The organism is Sphingopyxis chilensis, from assembly GCF_035930445.1.
Taxonomy (GTDB): domain Bacteria; phylum Pseudomonadota; class Alphaproteobacteria; order Sphingomonadales; family Sphingomonadaceae; genus Sphingopyxis; species Sphingopyxis chilensis.
The window spans coordinates 3,907,938-3,931,131 of record NZ_CP142394.1 but is presented as its reverse complement, the minus strand read 5'-3'; the positions used below and the strand labels follow the sequence as shown (position 1 = coordinate 3,931,131).

The following is a 23,194-nucleotide window of genomic DNA, read 5'->3' as shown; positions in this document are numbered from 1 at the left end:
GGGGTTCAGGCGCGCGGCGCAAGAGAGGCGGGGATGACCGCTTTCCCGCCGCAACCCGCGTCCGGCGCGCAAAGGCTGCGCCCCATTTTCCATATCCTGCTGACTTTGCTCGCGATGGTCGCGATCGCGATGCGCCCGGCAGCGGCGCAGTCGATCCTGCGCGACGCCGAGACCGAGGCCTTGTTCCAGGACATGATGGACCCGCTGCTCGTCGCCGCGGGGCTCCGGCCCGGACAGGTGCGTGTCCACCTGCTCGGCGACCGCAGCATCAACGCCTTCGTCGCAGGCAGCCAGGATATTTACGTTTTCAGCGGGCTGATCGAGGCGGCCGACAGCGCCGAAGAGGTGCAGGGTGTGCTCGCGCACGAACTCGGCCATGTCATGGGCGGCCACGCGATCCGCGTCAACGAGGGCGCCAAGGCGGCGAGCGGCATTTCGCTGCTCAGCTTGTTGCTCGGCGCCGCGGCGATTGCCGCCGGCGGCGGGGAGGCCGGCATGGGAATCATGATGGCCGGCCAGCAGGCGGCGCTCGGCAAGTTCCTCGCGTTCAGCCGCGTTCAGGAATCGACCGCCGATGCCGCGGGCGCGCAATATCTGTCGAAAGCGGGGATCAGCGGCCGCGGCAGCCTCGCCTTCTTCAAGAAGCTCCAGAACCTCGAATTCCGCTATGCGGTGAAGCAGGACGACGACCAGGCCTATGGTCGCACTCACCCGATGTCGGGCGACCGTATCCAGACGTTACGCGAGGTCTATGTCATCGATCCCGCGTGGAACAAACCCGCCGATCCCGCGATCGAGAAACGGTTCCAGCGCATCAAGGCCAAGCTTTCGGGCTATATGTCCGACCCGGAGCGAACGTTGCGCCAGTTTCCGGAGAGCAACAGCAGCATCCCCGCGCGCTATGCTCGCGCCTATGCCTGGCACAAGAGCGCCTATCCGCAAAAGGCATTGGCGGAGGTTGAGGGATTGCTCGCGACGAACCCGAACGATCCCTATTTCCTCGAGCTCGAAGGGCAGGTGCTGCTCGAATCGGGGCGGCCCAAGGACGCCATCCCCCCGCTGCGCAAGGCGGTTTCGCAGTCGCGCTCGCAGCCGCTGATCAGCGCGACGCTGGGCCATGCACTGATCGCGACAGAGGATCCCGCCAATTACCCCGAAGCCGAAGAGGTCCTGAAAACGGCGGTGGCACTCGACAATGAAAATCCTTTCGCCTGGTACCAGCTCGGTATCGTCTATGCGAGCAAGGGCGATCAGGCGCGCGCCGCGCTCGCCTCGGCCGAACGCTACAGCCTGGAGGGTGGACAGGCCGGGCTCGCGCTGCGTAATGCCGAAATGGCGATGCAGGGACTGCCCCAGGGCTCCCCCGACTGGATCCGTGCACAGGATATTTCGATGGTGGCTCGCGCCGAGGTGGAACGCGAGCGCAAACGGCGTTAGATTCAAGCAGGGCAAACGGGGACCGCATCGCCAATAATGATGCGCAAGGGCGTGAGGGTCAGCTCCTATGAATGGGACGGCTGAGGTTTGGGGCAAATTTGTTCAGTGCGAGGAAGAGCGGCGCAGGCATATGGGAATATTCCAAGGCGCTCTGACGCGGCAATGGACAAATTTGACCAAATCCCCGAGGGACGGAAAAATGGCTTCCCTCTCGGACCAAATGTCCCTTGGACATAGAACCACTATGACCGGCGGGCCATTCGGCCCGATATGTTCGCCATTTTTCCGCCTCAGCCGTCCCATTCATAGGACCTGACCCTTAGTGACTGACCGAAAAGACGATTATTACCAGCCGTGGCTGCGCGATCCCGCGCCGACGTCGGGCATGGGCGCGCCGACACCGGACGAAGGATTGGCGAAACCGAAGGAGGAGCCCCCCGTCGGCATCGACCTGACGCGCTATAACAAGCCCGAGAAGCCGCGCGGCGAGCCGCTGGTAAAGCCCGAGGCGATCAAGGCCGGTGCCGCGAACCTGTGGGACCGCATCCAGGGCGGCGCCGAGGCTTTTGCCGACTGGACGATCCGCGTCGGCGAGCGCGCCGATATTCCCGCACGCGTCGAGGCGATGGAAATCCCCCGCCGCTCGCGCGAACTGGCAGCGAGAACCGGCGCGGCGACCGCGCGCGCGGCGCGCGCCGCCGGACGCGGATCGGCGCAGGCCGGTCGCGCGGCGGCCAAGGCGGGCGGTGAAGCGTGGGAAAAAATGGCACTCGGCGACAAGGCGCGGAAGCTGTCGAGCGAGGCCGGGCGCGGGCTTGGCGAGGTCGCGGGCAAGACCAGGGCGGGGGTCGTCGATATTGCCAAGGCCGGAAGCGAAAGCCTGCGCGAGCAGCTGGGCGATGCGGCGACCAAGCTGCGTCCCGCGCCGCGCGAGGAGATGGCGCCGCCGCCGTCGGGGCTCGAACAATTGCTCGCGCGCGAAGAATCCGAAGCGAAAGCCGCAGCGACGGCGGCCGCCGCGCCCGACCTGCCACTCTTCGCGGGTGACACCGCAATCCCGGCCATGGCGAAGCCTGCTCCGGCGGACGCGGCGGCCATGGCGGAAGGCGACGACCGTTCGCCGATCGCCCCACCGGCGAAGAAGCCCGCGGGCGCCAAAGCCATGTCGGCGCAGCGCCTGCCGCAAATCAAGGGGACCGGGATGGAAGGCGTTGCCACGCGCGCATGGGGCCTTGCGCTCGGCGGCCTGTTGCTACTCGCGCTCGTCTTCTGGCTCGGCGGCCGTTTCGGCGGCGGAATGAGCAAGGCCGAGGTCGAAACCATCGTCGCCGACTATATCAAGGCGAACCCGCAGATCATTCCCGAGGCGCTCGAAGCGCAGCGCGACGGCGAAATCGCGAAGGCGATCGACGCGATCCGCCCGGCGCTCGAAAAGCCCTATGCCGGCGCGTGGGCAGGCAACGCCGACGGCGATGTCACGCTGGTCGTGTTCACCGACTATGCCTGCGGTTTCTGCCGCGCGAGCGTGCCCGACGTCGACCGGCTGATCCGCGAGGACAAGCGCCTGAAGGTCGTGTTCCGCGAGCTGCCGATCATCGCGCCGCAGAGCCGCGACGCCGCGATCATGGCGCTCGCCGCCGCGCGGCAGGGCAAATATGACGCCTTCCACCACGCGATGTTCCGGGCATCGTCGCTCGACCCCTCGGCGATCGCCGCGGCGGCGGAAAAGGCGGGCGTCGTGACCGACGGCAGCGCCGACGCGACCGCGAACGAGGCGCTGTTCCAGCGCGAACTCGACAGCAACCTCGCGATCGCGACCCAGCTCCAGCTCAACGCCACCCCAACGTGGGTCGTCGGCGACCAGCTGTTCCAGGGCCAGATCGGCTATGACGCGCTGCGGCAGGCGGTAGCCAAGGCCCGCGCGGCGAAAAGCTGAGGCGGGGGCATTTGGCGACCGTCACGCTCGATCAGGCGCTCGCCAACGCCCGCCAGCTCCTGAACGGCCAGCCCGGGGCGGCGCTGGCGCAGGCGCAGGCGATCATCGACGAAGTGCCGACATCGGCGGCGGCGCACCGCCTTGCCGCGCATGCGCTGCGCGCGCTGAACCGCGAAGAGGAAGCGCAGGCGGCGTCGCTCGCTGCGGTTTCGGCCGCCGTCCACGACGAGGCCATGGTCGATACGGCGCTCGCGCTTGCCGAAAACCGGTTGCCCGACGCCGAGGGCGCGCTGCGCCAGCGGCTGCGCGAGGATGCGACCGACGTCGCGGCGATCCGCATGCTCGCCGAGGTAGCGGGGCGGCTCGGGCGCTATGAGGACGCCGAAAAGCTGCTTTCGCGCGCGCTTGCGCTTGCGCCGGGTTTCGGTGCGGCGCGCGCCAATCTTGCGACCGTCTATTACAAGCAGAACCGCTTTGCCGAGGCGGCCGAAACGCTCGAGGCCGTGCTCGAAAGCGATCCGGGCAATCCCGCGCACGCGAACCTTCGCGCCGCCGCGCTCGGGCGCATCGGCGGGTATGACGAAGCGCTCGCGCTTTACGAGGAACTGACGCGCCGTTTTCCCGATCACGCCAAGCTGTGGATGAGCTATGGCCATATGCTGAAGACCGTCGGGCGGCAGGAGGACGGCATCGCCGCCTATCGTCGAGCGCTCGCCGCCGATCCCGGGCTCGGCGAAATCTGGTGGAGCCTCGCGAACCTCAAGACGATCCGCTTCGACGCCGCCGATCGCTCCGCGATGGAAGCGGCGCTGGTTGCCGCCGAACCCGAAAGCGACGCGCGCGCCGACGACCGCCTTCATCTCCATTTTGCGCTCGGCAAGGCGTATGACGACAGCGACGAGCACGAACCCGCCTTTCGCCATTATGCCGCAGGCAACGCGATCCGTTCCGCCCAGCTCGGCTATCGCGCCGCCGAGACGCGCGCGACGGTCGATGCGATCATCGCCGCCAGCACAGCCGAATTCTTCGCCGCGCGCGCCGGCGCGGGCGACCCGGCGCCCGATCCGATCTTCATCCTCGGCATGCCGCGCGCCGGGTCGACGCTGATCGAACAGATCCTGAGCTGCCACTCGGCGATCGAGGGCACGATGGAGCTGCCCGACATCCCTGCGCTCGCGCTCGGACTCGGTCGCGAGACAAAGCAGGACGGACGCCGATGGATCGAGGCGCTGGCCGAGGCGCCGCACGCCCAGCTCGCCGAACTGGGCGCGGCCTTCCTCGATCGCACCGCCGTGCAGCGCAAGACCGGCAAGCCCTTCTATATCGACAAGCTGCCGAACAACTGGCTCTATACCGTTTTCATCCGCCTGATCCTGCCCAATGCGAAGATCATCGACGCGCGGCGCGCGCCCCTCGATTGCTGTTTTTCGAACTTCCGGCAGCATTTCGCCAAGGGGCAGGCTTTCAGCTACGGCCTCGCCGATGTCGGCGCTTATTACCGCGATTATGTCCGGCTGATGGCCCATATCGACGCCGTGCAGCCGGGGCGCGTCCACCGCGTGGTCCACGAAGCGCTGCTCGACGAACCCGAGGCCGAAGTGCGCAAGATGATCGCCTATCTGGGCCAACCGTTCGAGGAGGCGTGCATGGCGTTCCACGCCAACGCGCGCGCGGTGCGCACCGCGTCGAGCGAACAGGTGCGCCGCCCGATCAATCGCGACGGCGTCGGGCAATGGCAGCCTTACGAAGAATGGCTCGGCCCGCTGAAGGACGCATTGGGGCCCGTGCTCACCGCCTATCCGGCCGTGCCCGCCGATTTCGGCTGAGCACGTCCACGACAAAACGTTGCCTTTCGGCAACAGCAGGCGACATTTTCGACCAACGACCGCTGCGCTGCACAACAATGCTTGCGCTTGCGCTGCGCCGCGTCATTCTCCGTCACAGGACTGTCATCTGAGGGGGATCTCATGCGGAAGCTACCGGCAGTATTTACCAAAAGCGGCGCCTTTCTGCTCGGCAGCACGATCCTGTGCACGTCGGGAACCGCGCTCGCGCAGGAGGCGAGCACCAACGACGACCGCGACATCGTGGTCACCGCGTCGAAGCGCGAACAGAATTTGCAGGATGTGCCGCTTGCGATCACCGCGATCGGGACCGAGCGGCTCGACGAGCTGCAGGTCAAGGAATTTCAGGATGTCGTCAAATTCCTGCCGTCGGTGACGATCCAGACCGCTGCGCCCGGGTTCAGCCAGGTCTATTTCCGCGGCGTCGCGTCGGGCGAGAACGCCAATCACTCGGCGTCGCTGCCGACCGTCGGCACCTATCTGGACGAAATGCCGATCACGACGATCCAGGGCGCGCTCGACATCCACGCCTATGACTTGGCGCGCGTCGAGGCGCTCGCCGGGCCGCAGGGCACGCTTTACGGTGCAAGCTCGATGGCGGGGACGATCAAGCTCGTCACCAACCAGCCCGACACCAGCGGCACCTATGGCGAGGTAGGAGTCGAGGTCAACAATGTCGCGCACGGCGATTTCGGCGGCGTGGTCGAGGGCTTCATCAACGCCCCGCTCGGCGAGCGGGCGGCGCTGCGCCTTGTCGGCTGGTATCGCCATGACGCGGGCTATATCGACAATATCCCGGGAAGCCGAACCTATCCGATCAAGCAATTTGTCGGCGATGACCTTGTCGACCTGCCCGGCGACGACATTGTCCAGACCAATGCGGGCCTTGCCGAAAAGAATTACAACGACGCCGACACCTATGGCGCGCGGCTCGCGCTCGGGATCGATCTTGACGACGACTGGACGCTGCGCCCGACGATCATGGGCCAGATCCAGAAGACGAACGGCAGCTTCGCCCAGGAACGGTCGAGCGCCGTCACCGACAAGCTGCAAACCGTCCAGTACAACCCCGAATCGTCGAAGGACAAATGGCTGCAGGCCGCGCTGACGATCGAGGGCAAGCTCGGCAATTGGGATCTGACCGTGACCGGCGGGCACCTGCGCCGCAAGACCGACGTCGAGAGCGACTATTCGGACTATGCCTATTTCTATGACGCGCTCTATGGATCGGCGGTCTATTTCTACGATAATGCGGGCGACCAGATCAGTCCGAACCAGTATATCCAGGGCATCGACCGCTATCGGCGTAATTTCTTCGAAGCGCGCGTCGCCTCGCCCGCCGATGCACGCATCCGCTTTATCGGCGGCGTGTTCTGGCAACGGCAGAAGCATAATATCGAACAGCATTACATCATCGACGACCTGTCCGACGATCTGCAGGTCCCCGGCACCGTCGACAATATCTGGCTGACCAAGCAGATCCGCGTCGACCGCGATTATGCCGCATTCGGCGAGATCAGCTTCGACATCACCGACCAGCTGACGCTGACCGGCGGCGGGCGGGTGTATAAATATGACAACAGCCTCGTCGGCTTCTTCGGTTACAACAACCCCGGCTTCAGCGGCAATCCGGTCTATGCCTGCCAGGGGCCGGCGGTGGTCGACGGGTCGCCCTGTACCAACCTCGACAAGCGGACGAAGAAGACCGACTTCATCCACAAGCTGAACCTCACCTACAAGTTCAGCGACGACGCGCTCGTCTATGCGACCTGGTCGCGGGGTTTCCGCCCCGGCGGGATCAACCGGCGCGGATCGTTGCCGCCCTATGGCTCGGACACGCTCGACAATTACGAGTTCGGGTGGAAGACGAGCTGGGGCCCGGTGCGTTTCAACGGCGCGATATACCAGCAGGACTGGAACGACATCCAGCTCTCCTTCCTCGGCCTCAACGGGCTCAGCGAAATCCGCAATGCGGGTGTCGCGCGGATTCGCGGGATCGAACTCGACCTCGGCTACCGCCAGGACGGCTTCTCGATCAACGCGGGCATGAGCTATAACGACGCCGAAATCCGCCGCGATTTCTGCGCCATTGCCAATGACGCCTTCGACTGCACGCTGCCGGGCGCCGACGGCGCCGACAACGCGCTGCTCGCGCCGAAGGGCACGAGCCTGCCGGTGACGCCGAAGTTCAAGGGCAACATCGTCGCGCGCTATGAATTCCCGGTCGGCGACCTCGGCGCGCACGTCCAGTTCGCGGTCAACCATATCGGCAAGCGTCGCAGCGACGTTCGCACGCTTGAAAATGGCATCAAGGGCATGTTCGACGCCTATACGACCGCCGACGTCAGCGTCGGGGTGAAGGGCGAGAGCTGGAAGGCCGAGCTGTTCGCGACGAACCTGTTCGACAGCAACGGGGTCATCAACGCCGGCGTCCAGTGCCTCGAAACCACTTGCGGCGATCCCGACGGGGTGACCGCGAACGGCGGCGTCTTCTATGACACGGTCATTCGCCCGCGCCTGATCGGCATCAAGGTCAGCAAGGAATTCTGATCGGGTGACCCAGTCACCGACCCGCAGCGAGGGGCCGGGCCGCAAGCTCGGCCTTTCGATGTGTATCGCGCTCGTGATGGGCAATATGATCGGGTCGGGGGTGTTCCTGCTTCCCGCCAGCCTCGCGCCCTTCGGCTGGAACGGCGTCGCGGGCTGGGCGATCACGATCGCCGGCGCGCTGGCGCTCGCAATGGTCCTCGCGCGGCTGACCGTCGCCTTTCCGCAAGCGAGCGGGCCGACCGCCTTCGTCCAGCTCGCCTTCGGGCGCATCCCCAGCTTCATGATCGGCTGGGCCTATTGGGTGTCGGTGTGGACCGCCAATGTGACGCTCGCGGTCGCAGCTGTCAGCTTCCTCAGCCTTTTCGCGCCCGCGCTCGGGCAGCATATGGCGATCTCGACGCTCGCGCTGATCTGGATCGTCACCGCGATTAACTGGCGCGGCGCGCGCGCCGCGGGCCGCTTCCAGGTCGTGACCTTGCTGATCAAGCTGATCCCGCTGCTGACGGTGATCGTCCTTATCCCCGTCGCGTTCGGCGGCGCGGTGCCAGTCGCAACCACCCCCTTTCCGGCCGAGGGGCTGTCGCTGACGGCGGTCAGCGGATCGGCGATCCTGACGCTGTGGGCGTTGCTCGGCTTCGAATCGGCGAGCATCGCGACCGACAAGGTCGAGGATCCGGTCGTCACCATCCCGCGCGCGACGATCATCGGCACGCTCGCGACGGGAATCCTCTACCTCATCGTCTGCTCGGCGGTCGCGCTGATGCTGCCCGCGGACGAGGTTGCGAAGTCCGACGCCCCCTTTGCGCTGTTCGCCGAAACCTATTGGGGGCATGGCCCGGCCTTGTTCATCGCCGCCTTTGCCGCGATCAGCGCGATCGGCGCGCTCAACGGCTTCACGCTGATCCAGGCCGAACTGCCTGCGACGCTCGCGCGCCAAGGCCTGTTCCCCGCGCGCTTCGCCGCAACCAACCGCCACGGGACGCCCATTGTCGCGCTGTTCAGCGCGAGCCTCCTCGCGACCGCCTGCGTCGTGCTGAACAGCAGCAAGTCGACCGCCGAGATGTTCACCTTCATGGCGATATTGTCGACCTCGGTGACGCTGTGGCTCTATCTGTCCTGCGCCGCCGCCGCGCTGCGGCTGCGTGTCGCCATCCCGGTCGCGCTGATCGGCCTCGCCTATTCCGGCTGGACGCTGTGGGGGGCCGGGCTGAATGTCAGCGCGATGAGCCTGATCCTGATGGCGGCGGGGCTGCCGCTTTATTGGTGGACGCGCGAAGCGGCGCCGACCTCAACGCCATCTGGGCGCGAAGAAACCCCGGTCGCGTAAAATCACCTGCGCCGCATTATGCCCCGGCGCGCCGGTCACGCCGCCGCCCGGATGCGTGCCCGCGCCGCACATATAGAGCCCCTTTACCGGTCCGCGATACCCGCCGTTGCCGAGCACGGGGCGCGCCGACCAGAGCTGGTCGAGGCTCATATTGCCGTGCATGATGTCGCCGCCGACGAGCCCGAACTTGCGTTCGAGACCCTTGGGCGAGAGGCGCGTCTGCGCGATGATGCTCGCGCGGAAACCCGGCGCATGCTTCTCGACGGTGTCGAGGATAGCGTCGGCAGCGGCTTCTTCCTCGTCGTCCCAGTCGCGGCCATCGGGCAGCACCGGCGCGAATTGCTGGCAGAACAGGCTGGCGACATGGCTCCCGGGCGGCGCGAGGCTGTCGTCGACGGTCGACGGGATCAGCATCTCGACGATCGGCGCCTTCGACCAGCCATGCTGTTTCGCGTCGAGGAAGGCGCGGTCCATATAATCGAGCGTCGGCGCGAGGATGATCCCCGACTGGTGATGTTCGCCCGGCTCGGGGAGGCAGGTAAAGCGCGGTAGTTCGGACAGCGCGACGTTCATGCGGAAGGTGCCGCTGCCCGCCTTGAAGCCCTTGATCCGGCGCTCGTACCCCGCGGGCAGGTCGCTGGGGTCCATCATGCGCTCGTAAAGCAATTTCGGCCCGACATTGGCGATCACGCGCGCCGCCGCGATTTCCTCGCCGCCGGCCAGCTTGACCCCGACCGCCTTGCCGGCGTCGACGAGCACCTTGTCGACCGGGCTTTCGAGGCTGATCTCGACCCCCAAGTCGCGGCAGACCTTGGCCATGATCTCGGTGATCCTGCCCATGCCGCCGATGCTGTGGCCCCAGGCGCCCTTCTTGCCGTTCACTTCGCCGAAGACGTGATGAAGAAGGACATAGGCGCTGCCCGGCGTGTCGGGGCTGGCATAATTGCCGACGACCGCGTCGAAGCCGAAGGCGGCCTTGACCGCTTCGCTCTCGAACCAGCTATCCAGCATCGTGCGCGCCGATTTCGTAAACAGGTCGAGCACGTCGCGCTGCTGTTCGAGGCTGAGGGTCGCGAAGCGCCGCCCCTGCCGCGCGCCGTCGATCAGCGTGCGAAAGCCATCACCGATGTTGGGCGGAACCTTCAACGCAAGGTCGCGGAGCAGTTCGGCGACATTTTCGAGCGCGTCATAATATTGCGGCAGCACCTCGGCATCACGGTGGCTGAACTTTCGGAACTCGGCCTGCGTGCGTTCGAGCCCGCCTCCGAGCTTGAGGTAGCCCCCATCTTCCTGCGGCAGGAAATTGCTGATCGGACGTTCGATGACGCGATAGCCATGATCGGCGAGCTTCATGTCGGCGATGACCTTCGGCTGGAGCAGGCTGACCGTGTAGCTCGCGACCGAGTTGCGGAATCCCGGCGCAAACTCCTCGGTCACCGCGGCGCCGCCGACGATGTCGCGCGCCTCGACGATCCGCACCTTCAGCCCCGCCTTGGCGAGATAGAAAGCGCAGACGAGGCCGTTGTGGCCGGCGCCGATAATCAGGGCGTCATAGGCTTTGGTCATGAAAATTCTTTCGCAAGCGGGGATTGGACATGCTGGCGGCCGAAGCCGAGGCCGAGGATACGGCCCGGGATGCGGCGGAGCAGCGGGATGCGGTCGAGCAGGCGAACGGCAAGCGGCACGCGGGTGATTTCGCCGCGAAGCATCGGTTCGATGATATTCTGATGCGCGAAGCGCTGGAGCCCCTGCATCCGCGTCGTCGGTTTCCAGCGGCGTTCCTGGACCTTGACGAGCAGCGGGTCGGGGTTTGCGCCCGCAGCCATCGGTGCGGCGAGGATATTGGCGGTGGCCACGGCATCCTGCACCGCGAGGTTTATGCCCACCCCGCCGACCGGCGACATCGCGTGCGCCGCGTCGCCGATCGCGAGCAGGCCCGGCCGCGACCAGCGCGTGAGGCGATCAAGCGCGACGGTGAGCAGTTTTACGTCGTCGAAGCTGGCGATCGTGTCGATCCCGGCGGAAAGACCAGGGACGAGCGCGGTGACATCGTCGCGGAAGGCGGCGATCCCGCGCGCTTCGATCGCCGGCAAGCCGCCCTTTTCGATAATCCGCGCGCATTGCCAATAATCGCCGCGCGGGATGGCGACGACCATGCCGCGCGCGTCGATGGTGCCGAGCGGCACGTCGGTCGGGGCGTCGGCGGGCATCGGGATACGGAACCACAGCACATCCATCGGCGCGCCAAGATCTTCGAGCGGCAGGTCGGCGGCGTCGCGCAGCACCGAGCGGCGGCCGTCGGCGGCGATGACAAGGCGCGCGGCCAATGTCTCGCCCGTGGTCAGGGTCACGCCGTTCACGCGGCCTGCGGCGTCGAAGGTCGGTCCGGCGGCTTCGGTCGACATGCGCAGGTCGAAGGTCGGATAGGCCTTCCCCTGCCGCGCGATGAAATCGAGCAGGTCCCATTGCGGCATCATCGCGACGTACGGCGCGGCGACGGGCAGGCTTTTGAGCGACGCGATCGTGTAGCGCCCGCCGAGCAGGTCGAGGGTCATCGTGTCGACCTTCGCATGCGGCAGGTTCAGCAGCTGATCGAGCCGCCCGATTTCGTGGAACAGGTCGAGCGTCGAGGGGTGCACCGTGTCGCCGCGGAAATCGCGGAGGAAATCGGCGTGTTTTTCAAGGATGGTGACGGGCACCCCGGCGCGCGCGAGCAGCAGGCCCGCGACCATACCGGCGGGGCCGCCGCCGACGATGATGACTGGATCGCTCATACTCCCCTCCCGCTTGCGGGAGGGGCCGGGGGAGGGCCTGTCCCGCTGACAATCGACCGGGAGGAAACAGGCCCTCCCCTAGCCCCTCCCGCAAGCGGGAGGGGAACTCTTACCGGCTCCACCCCGGCGGCGGCGCTGTCTCAAGCCGCGCTTCGGGGATCAGGTCGCGCATCCGCGAACAGAAATGCTTGAGGCACACTTCTTTGTCGCTGAGCGGTCCCATGGTGAAGCTCTTCGACGCCATCCCCTGCTGGACGCGGGTGATGAGCGCGGTGTCCTCGGCATTGACCTGGCGGTTGATGCGCCAGTTCAAATAGCGCGCGGCCTTCATCTCGCGGCGCTCATCGGGAAGGACATAGCTAATCTCGCGGATCAGGCAGGTGGTCGGCCCGGTGGGCAACCATTGCATGAAATCGACCTGGTCGGGATAGATGTCGAAGGCGACGTTCGGCCAGAGCTTGAAATAAAGCCAGTGGCGCTGGTTGGCTTCGGGCAGGTGTGGCACCGGGGGCAGCAGCCGCTGGTACATGCGTTCGGACCAGTTCACCGACGGCCGATCGATCAGATCGCCCCACATGCGGTCGACATTGTCCTCGGCCTCGACACCATAGCTTTTGCCGAACAGGCGCGTGAGGCCGGGGTGCGCGACGGGGATGTGGAGGCCGTCCGAATAATTGTCGCCGACATTCTTCCAGTTCACCTCGCGCGGACGCAGCGTGACGCGGCCGAGCGCACCGAGGGCCTCGAAGCGATAGGGCGCGACCTGCGCCTCATAGGGCGCCATCATTCTCGCCACCGACGGACCGCCGTCATCTTCGAGCCGCACGAACCAGAAGCCGCGCCATTGCTCGAGACCGACGGGAACGAGCCCGGCCCTGCCCTTGTCGAGTGTCGGATAGCTGGCCGAGTCGGGCACGCCGGTCAGCCGGCCGTCGAGTTCGTAGGTCCAGGCATGATAGGGGCAGACGAGCTTTTTCGCGCAGCCCGCCGCGCCGTCGAGCAGCCGCGAGCCGCGATGGCGGCAGACGTTGGCGAAGGCGCGAACGACATGGTCGGTGCCGCGCACGACAATCACGCTCTCGCCGCAATAATCGATGCTGTGCCAGTCGCCGGCGTTCGGAATGTCGCTGTCGTGACAGACGACCTGCCAGCTCGGGCGGAAGATGCGCTCCATCTCGGCGGCGTGGAAATCGGGATCGCTGTACGTCCAGGCGGGCAGCGACCAGCCATCGAGCGGGTCGCGATCGGGTGCGTGAAGCAGTGCAGTTGCCATGGCTCGTTCCTTGTTATACAAACGTATAACAGTATGCAGCCCGCTCGCCAAGCCTTTACGCGCGAAAGCGCCGATGCCCGCCGGGCGGACCTGATCGAGGCAACCGCGGCGTGCCTCGCCGAACACGGCCTTGCGGGGACGAATGTGCGCGCGATCTGCAGAAAAGCCGGGGTGTCGCCCGGGCTGCTGCGGCATTATTTCGGGGGTATCGACGATCTGGTCGCCGCGACCTATCAGGCGACGAGCGACCGGATGGACGCGATTTTCGCGGGCGCGGTCGAGGATGCGGACCATGATCCGCGCGCGCGGCTGACCGCCTATCTGACCGCAAGTTTCCGCCCGCCGGTAACCGATCCCGATCTGCTCGGCGCGTGGACCGCCTTCTGGGCGCTGGCGCGCAGTGACGCGCGCATGGCGGACATCCACGCGGAAAGTTACGCCGGCTATCGCGCGCGGCTGACCGAGTTGCTGACGGCGTGCGACGCGCGCGAGCCCGAGCGGCTCGCGATCATGCTCACCGCGATGGTCGACGGGCTGTGGCTCGAACTGTCGCTCGACGCCGCGAGCTTCGGCGCCGAAGCGGCGGTCGCTATGGTCGAGCGGGCGGTGGGGGCGTTGTTGCCATAGCTGTGCGCCTGCGAAGGCAGGGGCCCAGCCCCGGCCTTCTTCGCATGCGGCGGTTTATCACATAACCTCAGGTGATAGGCCCCTGCCTTCGCAGGGGCCCGGCCTCATTTCGACAAATCGCGAAGCAGGCTGTCCCAATGCGCGAGCGCGGGGGCAATGGCGTCGACGGGCACGCGCTCGTTGAGGCCGTGGGCGAAGCTGTCGCTTGCTTTCGAGAAGAGACCCGCGACGCCATAGCTCGGCACGCCCTGCGCGCGGAAATGATAGGAGTCGGTGGCGCCCGCGCTCATCGACGGAATGATCGGCAAGCCCGGGGCGCGAGCATGCACCGCCTTCTTCACCGCCGCCATCACGTCGGGCCGCAGGGGCGAAGCATCGCTGGCGCTGGCGTCGGGATCGGTGTTCACCTTGACCGCCGGATCGGCAATCACCTTTTCGAGTTCGGCGCGCACGGTTTCAACCGGCACGCCGGGAAAGATACGGCAGTTGATGTTCGCGGTCGCGCGCTGGGGAAGCGCGTTCTCGGCATGACCGCCCTTGACCAGCGTCGGCACGCAGGTCGTGCCGATCTGGCCGACATATTCCGGTTCGGCGCGAATCTTGGCGATCGCCGCGGCGTCGGCGGGATTGGCGGCGAACGCCCTCAATGCCGCGCCGATCTCGCCGCCGACCTGGTCGGCGACGATCGGCATACCGACCCTGGTCAGCTCATTCTGCTGCGGCGTGAAGCGATAGGCGCCGACCTTGGCGAGCGCGTTCGACAACTGGACGATCGCGTTGACGGGCGAAGGACGCGAGCTGTGGCCACCCGCGTTGGTGACTTCGAGCGTGAAGTCGGCATAGGTCTTCTCGCCCGCCTGCAGCCCATAATATTGCGGCTTGCCATCCTCCGCGATCAGCCCGCCACCGCCGTCGCCATTCAGCGCGAATTCGGCACCCTTATATTTGGCGGCCAGCGCGCGCGTCGTCGTCATCTGCGTTTCCTCATCGCCCGACAAGAGCAGGATGATCGAACGCTTCGGCTTGAAACCGTCCTTCTTGAGCTGCGCCATCGTCGCGACCATCATCGAAACGTCGAACTTGTTGTCCTCCGACCCGCGACCGAAGATATAGCCATCCTCCTCGACCGGCACGAAGGGATCGCGCGTCCAGTCCTTGGGATCGGCCTCGACGACGTCCATATGGCCGAGCAGCACGATCGGCTTCTGCTTCGTCGTGCCCGCGAGCGTCGCGGCGAAGGTCGCCGTTTCGCCCATCGGGGTGATCTCGATATCGCTGTCGGCATAGCCCGCCGCCTTGAGGACACTCGCATAATAGGCCGCCAGTTCGGGCACCTTGCCGCGCCCTTCGACGGTCGGGATCGCGATGCTGTCCTTCAATATCTTCTTCGCCGCCTCCGTGTCGGCGGGCTTGGCGTGGACGGGCGCGGCGGCGAGCAGGGCGGCGGCGAGGGCGAGCGGGGCGGTGAGGCGGTGCATGGCAGCGGACTATGCCGCGTCGGCCCGGCTTCGCAAGGGGGCATCGGCGCGCGAACCCGACGCGCCGTTCAGCCAGGCAGGATTTGCGCGACGGCGGCGCCGGCGATCCGCGCGCTGGCGAGGAGGCGGGGCAGGTCGTGTCCGGCGCGCGCTTTCGCCGAAAGCCCCAGCATGATCGTGCCGACATAGTCGGTCACGCTGTCGGCGGCTTCCGGATGGCGGACGGCGATATAGTCGCGAATCGCCTGCTCCGCTGCGCCACTCAGTGCCCGCGCGGCCTCGCGCGCGCCCTCGTCATTGCAGCGGGTCCCTTCGAGCACGAGGCATCCGCCAGCGTGGGTGCCGGACGCGTAATGGCGGGCGGCCTCCTCCAGCAAGGCGGCAAGCGCGTCGGAGACCGGGGTATCGGCGCGCAGGATGTCGGCGAGCGGGATCGCCGCGGTTTCGGTCCAATGGTCGAGCACGCGCGCGTAGAGGCCGGCCTTGCTGCCGAAAGCGGCGTAGAGGCTCGGCGGGTTGATACCGAGCGCATCGGTGACGTCGGCGACGCTGACCGCGTCATAGCCGCGCGCGTGAAAGAGGTGCTGCGCCGTCGCGACCGCCGCGTCGGGATCGAAGCGGCGCGGACGTCCACGGGATTTATTTGTAGTCACTATTACAAAATACCTTGACGTTGGCCTTGGGAGTTTTATGTAGTGCTCCCTACATTAATAAGCAAGGAGTCTTCCTGTGTCTGCATTCCAAGGAAAATCCGTTCTCGTCCTCGGCGGCAGCCGGGGCATCGGCGCGGCGATCGTGCGCCGCTTCGCCGCCGACGGCGCGAACGTCGTCTTCACTTACAACGGTTCGCGCGAGGCAGCCGAAACGCTGGCGGCCGAGACCGGGACGAGTGCGGTGCCGACGGACAGCGCCGATCGCGACGCGGTGATCGCGCGGGTGCGCGAGAGCGGCGCGCTCGACATATTGGTCGTGAACGCGGGCTACGCGATTTTCGGCGACGCGCTGGAACAGGATCCCGACGCCATCGACCGGCTGTTCCGCGTTAACGTCCACGCGCCCTACCATGCGTCGGTCGAGGCGGCGCGGCACATGCCCGACGGCGGGCGGATCATCGTGATCGGGTCGGTCAACGGCGACCGTATGCCCGTCCCCGGCATGGCCTCCTATGCGCTGAGCAAATCGGCGCTGCAGGGCATGGCGCGCGGACTGGCGCGCGATTTCGGGCCGCGCGGGATCACGATCAATGTCGTGCAACCGGGGCCGATCGATACCGATGCGAACCCGGAGGACGGCCCGATGCGCGAACTGATGCACGGCTTCATGGCGATCAAGCGCCACGGGCGGCCCGAAGAGGTCGCGGGCATGGTCGCCTGGCTGGCGGGCCCCGAAGCGGGCTTCGTCACCGGCGCGATGCACACGATCGACGGGGCGTTCGGCGCCTGATGCGGCTGGGGCGGCGCCCCCCGCCCCCCCCCCCAAGGGGGAGAGCGGCGGGATTCGACCGGAGTTAGCCGTACCCCGGCGAAAGCCGGGGTCCAGAATTCCCGCGCTGGCGTTGCGCTTTTACGCACTGGGCCCCGACATTCGCCGGGGTGCACAAGGGTCAGCTCCCCACCCCAAAGCCGGCGTCGTCGCGGCTAACGCCGCGCGGCGAAGAAGTCCCTCAGCAGCGCCGCCGCCTCGGCTTCGCCGATGCCGTCGTAGATTTCGGGGCGATGGTGGATCGTGGGCTGCGCGAAGGTCCGCGGACCGTGGACGACCGCTCCGCCCTTCGGGTCGTCGGCGCCATAATAGAGCCGCGCGATTCGCGCATGCGCGATCGCGCCCGCGCACATCGCGCAGGGTTCGAGCGTGACATAGAGATCGCACCCGTCGAGCCGTTCGTTGCCGAGCTTCGCCGCCGCGATGCGAATCGCGACGATTTCGGCGTGCGCGGTCGGATCGTGTGATTCGCGCGGGCGGTTGTGGCCCTCGGCGATGATCTCGCCATCCTTGACGATCACCGCGCCGACGGGCACTTCGCCCCATTCGGCGGCGATACGGGCGAGATCGAGCGCGCGGCGCATCGGTTCGGGCAACGGAAAACGGGACATGTTCCCCCGCTAATCGCTTGACGAATCTCCGGCAAGCCGATAAGCGCGCGCCTTTCCCGGCTCACTCCGGTTCTGCATTGCCCGTTTCTCGGGAAGTGCCCGGACGCCGATCCGAAATTTTTTGACGAGGACGAAGACGATGTCGCGCATCTGCGAACTGACCGGCAAGGGCCGCCAGGTTGGCCACAATGTCAGCCACGCCAACAACAAGACCAAGCGCACCTTCCTGCCCAACCTGCAGAATGTGACGCTGCTGTCGGACGCCCTCGGCAAGGGCGTAAAGCTGCGCGTGTCGACCCACGGCCTGCGCACGGTCGAGCATAATGGCGGCCTCGACAACTGGCTGCTCAAGGCCGGCGACGACCAGCTGTCGGCTTCGGCGCGCAAGGTGAAGAAGGAAGTCGCGAAGAAGCTGGCCGAAAAGGCCGCTTAGGCGCTTTGATCCGGCGCGGTTCCGGCCGGAACCGTTTCGGGGCACCAAGAACGCAATCAGGCCGCCGGGTTACTGCGCGGCCTTTTTGCTGTCCGGCATCCTTTTCGGCGGAAGGTCCACCAATTCGAACTGCAGCAGCAGGCTGCGCTGCCAGACGTTGAAATTATCGTCGGCGACGAGCCAGAGAAAGGTGCGGCCACCTTCGACCGACACGGCCGCACCCTCATAATTTTCGGCGAGCGGCCAGGGCACGCGGCCGATTGTCCGCGCGCGAAGGACGGCGTCTTCCTGGATATCGGCGGGATCGGCGATTGCGATGATCGTCGTGAACACCGGATCGAACCCAAGCCGCCGATGGACGAGCAGGATGCGCCCGTCGGGCAGCGGCGCGGCATCGCTGACCAGGCCGCGCCCGTCCGACGCATAGAAGAAGCGAAAGGGCTTCGGCCCCGGCGCCGCCGGATCGCCGGTAAAGACCAGCGCCTCGCGCCCGCGCGGATCGTCGGCGGCGTCCTCCGAAAAGACGAGCGTGCGCCCGTCGGCGAGCCGCACCATCGCTTCCGGCCCGCTGTTCGTGGGCCAGCGCGGCGGGGGGAGCTTGCGGCGCGCCTCGATGACCGCAAGGCCGCGATCGAGCCGCCAGATCTGGTTGATCCCTTCTAGCGCGATCCAGCTCTTTCCGCTGGCGCGATCGACGAACATCGCTTCGGCATCGACCGTCGATTTGCGCGCCGGGCGCCCGTCGGGGGTAGGAAGCGCGCGAATCCGGACGTCGGAAACCGCGCCGCGCGAACCGAGCGTGAACCGCGTCCAATAGCCATTGTCGCCGATCAGCTGGAAACCGCCCACCCCTCTCTCAGCCCCCGTCCGCGCGAGCGCAGAGAAGCCACCGAAGCGGCTGTGCGGGCTGACGAGGTGCCATCCGCGCACGAAGCGCATCGTGCCGCCCGCTTCCGCCGTGAAGCGTAGCGGGCGCGCGGCGGCGCTCTCGGTCAAGTCGACGCGCGGAAAGCGCAGGACGGTTCCGGGCATCGGCCCGAGCGCGGCGAAGGCCAGGGCGGCGTAAAGGAGGCGGCGCATCGCGGCGGGTTAGGGTGCCCGCATGGGAAAGGGAAGCGTTTCGGCGCGGAAAGCTGAACAACAGCCAACAATGATGTTCAGGCTTGGCTCAATGCGAATCGGGCAAAACCCCTTCATCGACCACAGCCCCAAAGGGCCAAACGACGAAAGAAGGAGAACGACGATGAAAAAGATGGTGACCCTCTCGATCGCCGCCCTGATGTCCACCGCGACGCTGGGCCTGGCAGCACCCGCCGCGGCGCAGAACGGCTATTACGACCGCGACGGCTATTCGAGCTATTACAGCGGTTATGACCGCGACGACCGTCGCTATGACCGCCGCGATTATCGCCGCGACAACCGCCGCGATTACCGCAACAACCGCAATTATTACCGCGGCGATCGTCGCAACTATCGCCAGTGCGACAAGGGCACCGGCGGGACGATCATCGGCGCGATCGCCGGCGGCCTAGCCGGTCATGAAATCGCCGGTCGCGGCGACCGCACGGTCGGCACGATCATCGGCGGCGCCGTCGGCGCCATCGCCGGCCGCGCGATCGACAAGGGGAACGACGGCTGCCGTTAAGAGGCAGGCCCGACCCCCAATAACTTCCTCTCCCACTTCCCCCGTCCGGCCCCGTGCCGGGCGGGGTTTTCCTTGTTCCCCGGCACCTGGACGGGGCCTTGCCATAATCGCGGGGGGAGCCTAGGTTCTGCGCCAAGTGCACGTTCGCGGTTTTGCGGACGCGTGAGCAGACAGGTAATAATAGCCATGCGGCAAATGGCAGCGCCATCGCGGCGACCGCCGCGGCCCGGCCCGGCGGCAAAAGGACGAAAAGCGGGCGGCGAATCGCGCCCCGTGCCGATCACGCGGTCGCGCAGCTATGCCGCGATCGACCTTGGCACCAACAATTGCAGACTCCTGATCGCGCGCCCGCAAAATGGCGAGCTCGTCGTCATCGACGCTTTTTCGCGCATCGTCCGGCTGGGCGAAGGTTTGCACGGCAGCGGCCGGATCAGCGACGCGGCGATGGACCGCACCGTCGCCGCGCTGGCGATCTGCGCCGACAAGCTGCGCCGCCGCCATGTCTCGCTGTCGCGCGCGGTGGCGACCGAGGCGTGCCGCCGCGCGAGCAACGGCGAAGAGCTGGCCGAACGCGTCCGCCGCGAGACGGGGATCGTCCTCGACATCATTTCGGCCGCCGAGGAAGCCCGGCTCGCGGTGCTGGGCTGCCACAATCTGATGGAGCCCGGCGAAGGCCCGGCGCTGATCTTCGACATCGGCGGCGGATCGACCGAGTTGATGCACGTCGATGTGTCCGACCATGACGTGCAGATCCACGACTGGATCAGCGTGCCGTGGGGCGTCGTGTCGCTGACCGAGCACGCCCCCCTGCCCGACGACAGCCTGGCGGGGCGCCAGGCGGCCTATGCGCATATGCGCGAGGTGACGCGCGAAGCCTTTGCCGGATTTGCGGCGCGCGCCGAACGCTTCACCGGCCAGCCGCTGCGCCTGCTCGGCACCAGCGGCACCGTGACGACGCTCGCGAGCGTCTTCCTGAACCTGCCGCGCTACGACCGGCGCGCGGTCGATGGCCTTGTCGTTCCCGCCGACGCGATGCGCGACATCAGCCGCCGCCTTGCCGACGCGAGCATCGCCGACCGCGCCGAAATCGCCTGCATCGGCCGCGAGCGCGCCGATCTGGTCGTCGCCGGCTGCGCGATCCTCGAAAGCATCATCGACCTGTGGCCCGCCGCGCGCGTCGGCGTCGCTGACCGCGGTATCCGCGAAGGCATTTTACGCTGTCTCGCGATGCAGGGGCGCGACATTCCCGTCACGCGCCGCGAGTATCGCAAATGAGCGGCGGAAAGGGGGGCGCCAAGGGATCGGGGGGGCGCGGTGGCCTGCACGTCCGCGTGAAGACCGCAAAGCGGCGCAGCGTGTCGTCGACGCGCTGGCTGCAACGCCAGCTCAACGATCCCTATGTGCGCCGCGCGCAGGCCGAAGGCTATCGCTCGCGCGCCGCGTACAAGCTGATCGAACTCGACGAGAAATTCGGCTTCCTCAAGAAATCGCGCGCGGTCGTCGACCTGGGCATCACGCCCGGCGGCTGGTCGCAGGTCGTGCGCAAGGCGAACCCGCGCGCGCGCGTCGCCGGGATCGACCTGCTCCATTGCGAGCCGATCGAAGGGGTCGAAATCCTCGAGATGGATTTCATGGACGATGCCGCCCCCGATGCGCTGATCGAGGCGCTCGGCTCCGCCCCCGACCTCGTGATTTCGGATATGGCGGCGAACACCGTCGGCCACCCGCAGACCGACCATCTGCGCACGATCGGCCTCGCCGAGACCGCCGCCGATTTCGCGGTGCAGAATTTGCTGCCCGGCGGCGTTTTCGTGGCGAAAGTGTTCGCGGGCGGCGCCGATCGCGAATTGTTGACTTTACTAAAGCGACACTTTTCAACGGTAAAGCACGCCAAGCCGCCCGCGAGCCGCAAGGGGTCGCCCGAACTTTATGTCATCGCCCAGGGGTTCAAGGGGCGCAGCGATGCCACGGAGACCGAGACGGATTAATCGGGGAATGGGTCGAACCGGGGGGAGAATTTTGATGGGCAAGACGAGGCAGTCGGTGGCGGCTGTAACGCTGGCGGCGCTGATGCTGGCATCGTGCGGCGGCGGCGACGGCGGGACATTGGGTAGCAATCCGGTCACGGTCACCCCGACGCCCAGCCCCACGCCGACCCCGACGCCGAATTGTGCGCTCGCCTCGCGCCAGAGCTTTGCCAAGGCAGTGATCGACGAATGGTATCTGTTCCCGGGCGACGTCGCGAGCGGCGTCAATCCCGGCAGCTACAGCGACGTCCAATCCTATATCGACGCGCTGGTTGCCCCAGCGCGGGCGCTGAACAAGGACCGTTTCTTCACCTACATCACCTCGATCGCCGAGGAGAACGCCTTCTTTTCCAGCGGATCGAGCGCGGGGTTCGGCGTGCTCATGGCCTATGACGCGGCGGGTCAGCGCGTCGTCATCGCCGAAGCCTATGAGGGCGCGCCGGCCTTTGCTGCGGGGATCGACCGCGGCACCGCGATCGTCGGGATCGGCACCAACAGCGGCAATGTGCGGAGCGTTGCGAGCATCGTCGCCGCCGAAGGGACGGCGGGACTGGCCGATGCGCTCGGCCCGAACGATCCGGGGGTGAGCCGCGTGCTGCGCATCACCGACGCGGCCGGCACGCGCGACGTCACCGTCGCCAAGGCCGATTATTCGCTCGACCCGGTTTCGGACCGCTATGGCGCCAAGGTCATCACCGAGGGCGGGCGGAGCTATGGCTATCTCAACCTGCGCAGCTTCATCTCGTCGGCCGACGGCCAGCTGACCAATGCCTTCGCCGATTTCCGCGCGCAGGGCGTCACCGACATCATCATCGATTTCCGCTATAATGGCGGCGGTCTGGTTTCGACGGCCAATCTTATGGGCGACCTGATGGGCGCGGGGCGCGCCGGCCAGCTCTTTTCGCAGACGCGCTTTCGCAGCAGTAAGTCGAGCGAGGACGACGAGCATCGCTTCGCGCCGGTCGCGCAATCGATCGCGCCGACGCGCATCGCCTTCATCGGAACCGGATCGACCGCCTCGGCCAGCGAGCTGGTGATCAATTCGATGCTGCCCTATCTCGGCGCCGACATGACGCTCGTCGGCAGCAACACCTATGGCAAGCCGGTCGGCCAGATCGCGCTCGACAAGGCCGAATGCGACGACCGCATGCGCGTGGTCGCATTCGCCACGGGCAATGCCGCAGGACAGAGCGATTATTATGACGGGCTCGCACCGAAGATCGCGAACAGCTGCGCCGCGAACGATGATCTGACGCTCCCGCTCGGCGACCCGCGCGAGGCGTCGATCCGCGCCGCGATCGACTTCCTCGCCGGCAACGCCTGCCCGACCCGGATCGCCGATGCGAGTGCCGGCGCGGCGGCGCGCAGCAGCCGGATGCTGGTGCCCGCGGCCCCCGCGATGCTGGTGCCCGAGCGCCCGAGCGCGGCGCAGCGGGAATTGCCAGGGCTGTTCTGACCGATCGCGCGCTCCCGTCGCGGCGATTGACCGCGGCCGCCAAAACCGGCTAACGGCCGCGGCAAGCGACAGGTTCCTCGGCGACGGGGACTAAGAGGGAACGGGAAAACCCCGGCTGCCCCTGCAACTGTACGCGGCGAGCCATCGGCCACATGCCATTGGGACTTTCAGTCCCGAGAAGGCGGCCGACCGGCGCTGACCCGCAAGCCAGGAGACCTGCCCGTCGCCGTCGTCTTTCGACCGGACAGGGTGTGCCGGGCGGACGGGGGTGAACCCGCATGACGACAAGCTTGG

Annotated in this window: 19 protein-coding genes and 1 riboswitch; of the genes, 12 read left to right on the top strand and 7 right to left on the bottom strand. The window is 66.8% G+C overall.

All coding sequences use genetic code 11. The features are described 5' to 3' along the window. The first annotated feature begins 33 nt into the window (after window positions 1-33). The 5 genes from VSX79_RS18470 (at window position 34) to VSX79_RS18450 (ending at window position 9,094) form a co-directional block, all read left to right on the top strand. Window positions 34-1,437: a M48 family metalloprotease gene (locus VSX79_RS18470; protein ID WP_257018265.1), complete on the top strand. Its 1,404-nt coding sequence runs from the start codon at window positions 34-36 to the stop codon at window positions 1,435-1,437. 322 nt (window positions 1,438-1,759) lie between these two features. Continuing rightward, window positions 1,760-3,373 carry a DsbA family protein gene (locus VSX79_RS18465; protein WP_326914056.1) on the top strand — a complete coding sequence of 538 codons (1,614 nt, stop codon included), beginning with the start codon at window positions 1,760-1,762 and terminating at the stop codon, window positions 3,371-3,373. A gap of 11 nt (window positions 3,374-3,384) precedes the next feature. Beyond that, window positions 3,385-5,199 (top strand): tetratricopeptide repeat-containing sulfotransferase family protein, encoded by a 1,815-nt coding sequence (locus VSX79_RS18460; RefSeq protein WP_326914055.1) that lies wholly within the window; start codon window positions 3,385-3,387, stop codon window positions 5,197-5,199. 141 nt (window positions 5,200-5,340) lie between these two features. Beyond that, entirely contained in the window at window positions 5,341-7,767 is a 2,427-nt protein-coding gene (locus VSX79_RS18455) for a TonB-dependent receptor (protein WP_179498129.1), read from the top strand. A 76-nt stretch (window positions 7,768-7,843) separates the two neighbouring features. Beyond that, window positions 7,844-9,094 carry an amino acid permease gene (locus VSX79_RS18450; protein ID WP_407697292.1) on the top strand — a complete coding sequence of 417 codons (1,251 nt, stop codon included), beginning with the start codon at window positions 7,844-7,846 and terminating at the stop codon, window positions 9,092-9,094. Here the strand turns inward: VSX79_RS18450 and VSX79_RS18445 are convergent. The 3 genes from VSX79_RS18445 to VSX79_RS18435 all read right to left on the bottom strand — a co-directional run bounded on the left by VSX79_RS18445 (window position 9,056) and on the right by VSX79_RS18435 (window position 13,141). Further along, the gene (locus tag VSX79_RS18445) at window positions 9,056-10,660 is read right to left on the bottom strand and encodes a phytoene desaturase family protein (protein ID WP_326914054.1); all 1,605 of its coding nucleotides are present in this window, start codon (window positions 10,658-10,660) and stop codon (window positions 9,056-9,058) included. The two genes, VSX79_RS18450 and VSX79_RS18445, sit on opposite strands and share 39 nt — an antisense overlap. After that, complete coding sequence (locus tag VSX79_RS18440; protein ID WP_326914053.1) at window positions 10,657-11,868, bottom strand: FAD-dependent oxidoreductase; 1,212 nt, start codon at window positions 11,866-11,868, stop codon at window positions 10,657-10,659. The genes VSX79_RS18445 and VSX79_RS18440 overlap by 4 nt, the downstream gene beginning before the upstream one ends. A gap of 109 nt (window positions 11,869-11,977) precedes the next feature. After that, window positions 11,978-13,141: an aromatic ring-hydroxylating oxygenase subunit alpha gene (locus VSX79_RS18435; RefSeq protein ID WP_326914052.1), complete on the bottom strand. Its 1,164-nt coding sequence runs from the start codon at window positions 13,139-13,141 to the stop codon at window positions 11,978-11,980. A gap of 33 nt (window positions 13,142-13,174) precedes the next feature. Between VSX79_RS18435 and VSX79_RS18430 the strand changes: the two genes are divergently transcribed. Further along, a complete protein-coding gene (locus tag VSX79_RS18430; protein ID WP_326914051.1) occupies window positions 13,175-13,768 on the top strand; it encodes a TetR/AcrR family transcriptional regulator in 594 nt (197 codons plus the stop codon). Window positions 13,769-13,872: 104 nt separating this feature from the next. Here VSX79_RS18430 and VSX79_RS18425 read toward each other — a convergent pair whose 3' ends face one another. Both VSX79_RS18425 and VSX79_RS18420 read right to left on the bottom strand, forming a co-directional pair. Beyond that, on the bottom strand, window positions 13,873-15,246 hold the full coding sequence (locus VSX79_RS18425; protein ID WP_326914050.1) for a M20/M25/M40 family metallo-hydrolase: 1,374 nt from the start codon (window positions 15,244-15,246) through the stop codon (window positions 13,873-13,875). A 68-nt stretch (window positions 15,247-15,314) separates the two neighbouring features. Next, a complete protein-coding gene (locus VSX79_RS18420) occupies window positions 15,315-15,899 on the bottom strand; it encodes a TetR/AcrR family transcriptional regulator (RefSeq protein WP_326914049.1) in 585 nt (194 codons plus the stop codon). A 76-nt stretch (window positions 15,900-15,975) separates the two neighbouring features. Here VSX79_RS18420 and bdcA point away from each other — a divergent pair, with 76 nt between their 5' ends. Next, entirely contained in the window at window positions 15,976-16,689 is a 714-nt protein-coding gene (gene bdcA, locus VSX79_RS18415) for an SDR family oxidoreductase (RefSeq protein ID WP_179498115.1), read from the top strand. A 194-nt stretch (window positions 16,690-16,883) separates the two neighbouring features. Here the strand turns inward: bdcA and tadA are convergent, their stop codons facing one another. Beyond that, the gene (tadA, locus tag VSX79_RS18410; RefSeq protein ID WP_179498113.1) at window positions 16,884-17,339 is read right to left on the bottom strand and encodes a tRNA adenosine(34) deaminase TadA; all 456 of its coding nucleotides are present in this window, start codon (window positions 17,337-17,339) and stop codon (window positions 16,884-16,886) included. Between the two features lie 139 nt (window positions 17,340-17,478). Here tadA and rpmB point away from each other — a divergent pair, with 139 nt between their 5' ends. Continuing rightward, window positions 17,479-17,772, top strand: a complete 294-nt coding sequence (gene rpmB, locus VSX79_RS18405; protein ID WP_105999446.1) for a 50S ribosomal protein L28 — start codon at window positions 17,479-17,481, stop codon at window positions 17,770-17,772. 69 nt (window positions 17,773-17,841) lie between these two features. Here the strand turns inward: rpmB and VSX79_RS18400 are convergent, their stop codons facing one another. Beyond that, the gene (locus VSX79_RS18400; RefSeq protein WP_326914048.1) at window positions 17,842-18,852 is read right to left on the bottom strand and encodes an esterase-like activity of phytase family protein; all 1,011 of its coding nucleotides are present in this window, start codon (window positions 18,850-18,852) and stop codon (window positions 17,842-17,844) included. Window positions 18,853-19,015: 163 nt separating this feature from the next. On the opposite strand from VSX79_RS18400, the gene VSX79_RS18395 reads away from it, so the two are divergent. From VSX79_RS18395 to VSX79_RS18380, 4 genes are all read left to right on the top strand, one after another. Then, window positions 19,016-19,417, top strand: a complete 402-nt coding sequence (locus VSX79_RS18395) for a glycine zipper 2TM domain-containing protein (protein ID WP_179498109.1) — start codon at window positions 19,016-19,018, stop codon at window positions 19,415-19,417. A 186-nt stretch (window positions 19,418-19,603) separates the two neighbouring features. After that, entirely contained in the window at window positions 19,604-20,692 is a 1,089-nt protein-coding gene (locus tag VSX79_RS18390) for a Ppx/GppA phosphatase family protein (protein ID WP_179498107.1), read from the top strand. Continuing rightward, on the top strand, window positions 20,689-21,405 hold the full coding sequence (locus VSX79_RS18385; protein ID WP_179498105.1) for an RlmE family RNA methyltransferase: 717 nt from the start codon (window positions 20,689-20,691) through the stop codon (window positions 21,403-21,405). Before VSX79_RS18390 ends, VSX79_RS18385 begins: the two co-directional genes overlap by 4 nt. Before the next feature lie 34 nt (window positions 21,406-21,439). Beyond that, window positions 21,440-22,900 (top strand): S41 family peptidase, encoded by a 1,461-nt coding sequence (locus VSX79_RS18380; RefSeq protein ID WP_179498103.1) that lies wholly within the window; start codon window positions 21,440-21,442, stop codon window positions 22,898-22,900. A 53-nt stretch (window positions 22,901-22,953) separates the two neighbouring features. Next, window positions 22,954-23,138, top strand: a riboswitch (cobalamin riboswitch). The last annotated feature ends 56 nt before the right edge of the window (window positions 23,139-23,194 follow it).

Excerpts from the sequence above, each read along its gene's own strand:
- VSX79_RS18470 (WP_257018265.1), top strand. The coding sequence starts at position 34 with ATGACCGCTTTCCCGCCGCAACCCGCGTCCGGCGCGCAAAGGCTGCGC.
- VSX79_RS18455 (WP_179498129.1), top strand. The coding sequence starts at position 5,341 with ATGCGGAAGCTACCGGCAGTATTTACCAAAAGCGGCGCCTTTCTGCTC.
- VSX79_RS18450 (WP_407697292.1), top strand. The coding sequence starts at position 7,844 with ATGGGCAATATGATCGGGTCGGGGGTGTTCCTGCTTCCCGCCAGCCTC.
- VSX79_RS18445 (WP_326914054.1), bottom strand. The coding sequence starts at position 10,660 with ATGACCAAAGCCTATGACGCCCTGATTATCGGCGCCGGCCACAACGGC.
- VSX79_RS18440 (WP_326914053.1), bottom strand. The coding sequence starts at position 11,868 with ATGAGCGATCCAGTCATCATCGTCGGCGGCGGCCCCGCCGGTATGGTC.
- VSX79_RS18435 (WP_326914052.1), bottom strand. The coding sequence starts at position 13,141 with ATGGCAACTGCACTGCTTCACGCACCCGATCGCGACCCGCTCGATGGC.
- VSX79_RS18430 (WP_326914051.1), top strand. The coding sequence starts at position 13,175 with ATGCAGCCCGCTCGCCAAGCCTTTACGCGCGAAAGCGCCGATGCCCGC.
- VSX79_RS18425 (WP_326914050.1), bottom strand. The coding sequence starts at position 15,246 with ATGCACCGCCTCACCGCCCCGCTCGCCCTCGCCGCCGCCCTGCTCGCC.
- tadA (WP_179498113.1), bottom strand. The coding sequence starts at position 17,339 with ATGTCCCGTTTTCCGTTGCCCGAACCGATGCGCCGCGCGCTCGATCTC.
- rpmB (WP_105999446.1), top strand. The coding sequence starts at position 17,479 with ATGTCGCGCATCTGCGAACTGACCGGCAAGGGCCGCCAGGTTGGCCAC.
- VSX79_RS18400 (WP_326914048.1), bottom strand. The coding sequence starts at position 18,852 with ATGCGCCGCCTCCTTTACGCCGCCCTGGCCTTCGCCGCGCTCGGGCCG.
- VSX79_RS18395 (WP_179498109.1), top strand. The coding sequence starts at position 19,016 with ATGAAAAAGATGGTGACCCTCTCGATCGCCGCCCTGATGTCCACCGCG.
- VSX79_RS18390 (WP_179498107.1), top strand. The coding sequence starts at position 19,604 with ATGCGGCAAATGGCAGCGCCATCGCGGCGACCGCCGCGGCCCGGCCCG.
- VSX79_RS18385 (WP_179498105.1), top strand. The coding sequence starts at position 20,689 with ATGAGCGGCGGAAAGGGGGGCGCCAAGGGATCGGGGGGGCGCGGTGGC.
- VSX79_RS18380 (WP_179498103.1), top strand. The coding sequence starts at position 21,440 with ATGGGCAAGACGAGGCAGTCGGTGGCGGCTGTAACGCTGGCGGCGCTG.